Annotated in this window: 3 protein-coding genes and 2 pseudogenes; 2 read left to right on the plus strand and 3 right to left on the minus strand. The window is 66.2% G+C overall.

From position 1 onward, the window contains the following. Nucleotides 1-1,468 (plus strand): annotated as a pseudogene (locus AHiyo1_RS17160) (amidase); the annotation flags it as partial. On the opposite strand, the gene AHiyo1_RS17165 reads toward AHiyo1_RS17160, so the two are convergent. The 3 genes from AHiyo1_RS17165 to AHiyo1_RS17175 form a co-directional block, all read right to left on the minus strand. Beyond that, nucleotides 1,397-1,843, minus strand: coding sequence for a twin-arginine translocase TatA/TatE family subunit (locus tag AHiyo1_RS17165; protein ID WP_084784562.1), 447 nt, complete (start codon nt 1,841-1,843; stop codon nt 1,397-1,399). The pseudogene AHiyo1_RS17160 and the gene AHiyo1_RS17165 sit on opposite strands and share 72 nt — an antisense overlap. Nucleotides 1,844-1,890: 47 nt before the next feature. Then, the gene (locus AHiyo1_RS17170) at nt 1,891-2,454 is read right to left on the minus strand and encodes a hypothetical protein (RefSeq protein WP_059389348.1); all 564 of its coding nucleotides are present in this window, start codon (nt 2,452-2,454) and stop codon (nt 1,891-1,893) included. Between the two features lie 88 nt (nt 2,455-2,542). After that, a complete protein-coding gene (locus AHiyo1_RS17175) occupies nt 2,543-3,013 on the minus strand; it encodes a cadmium resistance transporter (protein WP_059389349.1) in 471 nt (156 codons plus the stop codon). A gap of 218 nt (nt 3,014-3,231) precedes the next feature. Here AHiyo1_RS17175 and AHiyo1_RS24890 point away from each other — a divergent pair. After that, nucleotides 3,232-3,600, plus strand: a pseudogene (locus tag AHiyo1_RS24890) (hypothetical protein); the annotation flags it as partial.

The raw sequence follows: 3,600 nt of genomic DNA on the forward strand, positions 1-3,600 counted from the left end.
ACAGCTTTCTGGCCAAAGGGCTCACGGCCGCCGCTGGCTCCCCCGCGTTCAAAAACCTCATCGCGCAACGCGATGCCTTCACCATCGAACGCCTCCGCGCGGCAGGGGCCGTGCTCATCGGCCTGACCAACATGCCGCCCATGGCCAACGGCGGCATGCAGCGCGGCGTCTATGGACGCGCCGAAAGCCCCTACAACGGCGATTTCCTCACCGCCGCTTTCGGCTCCGGATCCTCGAACGGCTCCGGAACCGCTACCGCCGCGAGCTTCGGAGCCTTCGGCCTGGGCGAGGAGACCTGGTCCAGCGGCCGCGCGCCCGCGTCGAACAATGCCTTGTGCGCGTACACACCGTCTCGTGGGGTCATTTCGGTGCGCGGGAACTGGCCGCTGGTCCCCACCATGGACGTCGTGGTGCCGCACACCCGGTCCATGGCGGATCTTTGGAACTGCTCGATGTCATTGTGGCCGACGACGCCGAAACCCGCGGCGACTTCTGGCGCGTGCAGCCCTGGGTCCAGATCCCGGCCGCGTCCCAGGTCCGTCCGGCCTCCTACCCGGCGCTGGCACCATCCAACGTAGACGGCGCCCGCTCAGCGTTGAGGGGCAAGCGCTTCGGGGTGCCGCGCATGTACATCAACGCGGACCCCGACGCCGGCACCAGCGAAACTCCCGGCATCGGCGGACCCACCGGTCAACGAATCCAGACGCGCGATTCCGTCATGGCACTGTGGGAGGCAGCCCGGCGCGACCTCGAAGCCGCCGGCGCCGACGTGGTGCTGGTGGACTTCCCCGTGGTTTCCAACTACGAAGGCGACCGCCCGGGGGCGCCCACCATCGCCACCCGCGGACTGGTGAGCCCGGACTTCCTCAAGCGCGAAATCGTCGATCTCTCGGCCTGGGCCTGGGACGACTTCCTCTCCGCCAACGGGGATCCGTCGCTCAACAGCCTGGCCGACGTCGACGGCGCTGCGATCTTCCCGCATCCGGAAGGCGCGCTCCCGGACCGTTATGACGGGTTCGACGACGATATCGCCGACTACCCGGCGCACATCCGCTTGCACGGGGCTTCCTCCGTCACCGACATCCCGTCCCTCGAAGAAGGCCTGCGCGGACTCGAAGAGACCCGGCGGGTGGACCTTGAGGAGTGGATGGACGGTCTGGGCCTGGATGCGGTCATCTTCCCCGCGGCAGCCGATGTCGGCCCGGCCGACATGGACGTCAACGAACCCTCAGCCGATCTCGGCTGGCGCAACGGCGTCTGGGTGGCCAACGGCAACCTCGTCCCCCGGCACCTGGGGATCCCGACAGTCACCGTACCGATGGGAACTATGAGCGATATCGGCATGCCCGTGGGGCTCACGTTCGCCGGCCGCGCGTACGACGACACCGCACTGCTGTCACTGGCCGCGGCCTTCGAAGGAACAGGCGAGCGCCGCACCGCTCCCCCGCGCACACCGCGCCTCGACTAACGGATCAGGTGGACTCGTCGTCGAAAGGGGCCTTCTGCCGGCCGCCAACCGCACAACCGGGCGGGCAGGAGGCTGTCCAGGGGTCTGTGGCTGGGTTGGGATGGCAGGCTCAGGAAGCGGCTCGTCCTCGAGGAGGGCTTCACGGATGATACGGCGAGGATCGTATTGGCGCGGATCCATTTTCCGCCAATCGATGTCCTCGAATTCCGGACCGAGCTCCTGGCGAAGCTTTTCCTGCGCTCCGGAAGCCATGCGCCGCAGTTCGCGGATAAGCCGCCCCAGCTTCCTCGCATACTCCGGAAGCTTGGTGGGTCCAAGGACCAAAACGGCAATGATCAGGAGAAGGGCTACCTTCTCGACCGAAATATCGATCATGGCTCCATTCTAAATCCGCCGCCAGGTGGTTCCGGGCGGCACCGGGCTTAGGAGATCGCGTACAACGCTACGGCAAGTCCAGCTGCCACCAACGCCTCGCGGACACCCTTCAATCGGGGTACGGCGTGCGATTTACTCTCGGCCGGCATCGCGAACGTGCCCAACAGCCAACCCGTGGCGGCGAAAAGCATGAGGATCGCGCCCATGATGTCGGCGAGAATGATGCCCAGTTGGTGTCCTGGATGATCCGACACCGATCCGGCTCCACTCGACGCGGAGAGCAGCACCCAGCCCGAGAGGGCTGCCACCGCTGCGCCATAGATCGCCGACCACCGCCCGGCTCCGGCGGCTCCCGCTGCCCGTGGCCCTTGGTACACGATCCTCACGACGGACAAGAGGAAGACAACGCCAGTCGCCGCTCCCAGCGGGACCACACCGAGCGGAGCCCACCCGAGCCCTACCGCCGCCATTGCGGCGGCCAATATCCCGGCGGCTGCGGCGTCAATCCGGGCCGCGACACTCTTGGCCCGGAAGATGGCTCCGAACCCCAACACGGCCGCTGCCCCGAAAAGCAGAACCAGAGCGCCTACAACAAACGAACCTCGGAACATATCCTGCCAATCCTCCTGCGCGCTTCCGGATGAAACCCACCCGCAGTCATATCAGTTCCGGATGGGAGAACCCTGCATGCTACGAAGATCAGCGCTGGAACAGCAGCGCAATGATTCCGGAGCGGACAATGATGGTGAGCCCAAGCGCCACATACACCACGGGAATAGCCCAGTTTCCGGCCCGCCGGCAGAACGCGCCCACCTTCGGGTGGGCTGTCAGCCAGTAACCGGCGGCACACCACACCGCCACCAGCACCGCGAAAGTCAGCCCCGTCACGACCGAAGCAGTCGGTCCCAGCGAATGGAACAGTGGAATGTATACCGAGATGTTGTCTCCACCGTTGGCAACTGTCACCGCGACAACCACGGGCACGGTCAGCGAACGGGGCTTCGGTGGATCTCCGGACGGGCGGGAAACCTTAATCAAGGCGTAGCAGCCCAAGACAAGCGGCACCAGACCCAGGAAACCAACCCACTCAACCGGGACGGGAGTGAGCGCCAACGCGGCCGCGGCCGCCACACCGGTCAGTATTCCAATGCCGATGTACTGGCTATCCAAATTTTCCAGAGTCTGGGCACCGGGCGCGTCCTGGCTGACAGGAAGAGAACGGACAAGACCAGAAGGTCATCAAGATTTGTCGCCGCGAAGGCTCCAGCCGCTGTCAGTACGGTGCCGCCCAGATCTTCCATCGCTGATGACACTACCGCGTCGGGCCGGTGCCCTTACCCGGACCACACCGGCTGGCGCAGTCGACCCCGCCATGGCAGCATCGGACGATGACTAGCGATAGCCGTCCGTACGTCGAGCCCGGGCAGTCGGAATCTGCCGTTCCACTTCTCGGCGGGGACGTGACGGAGGGGCTCGTCCGGGTGGGCGATACAGTGCGGCGCCCTGTGAGCGACGCTTCTCCGCGGGTCCGCCGCCTCCTGGATTTCCTCCAATCGGCCGGCTTCCAGGGCGCGCCCCGATTCCTGGGCATCGACGACAGCGGCAGGGACACCCTGAGTTTCGTTCCCGGGGACACCGCCGGCCGTCCCTGGCCAAGCTGGGTAGCCGACGAATCGAGTGCCATCAGCGTCGCGCGCCTGGTGCGGGCCTACGATGACGCAGTGCAGCCGCTGGGCGTACCCGGCTGGGCACGCGCG

This window comes from Arthrobacter sp. Hiyo1 (genome assembly GCF_001263615.2).
GTDB lineage: Bacteria > Actinomycetota > Actinomycetes > Actinomycetales > Micrococcaceae > Arthrobacter.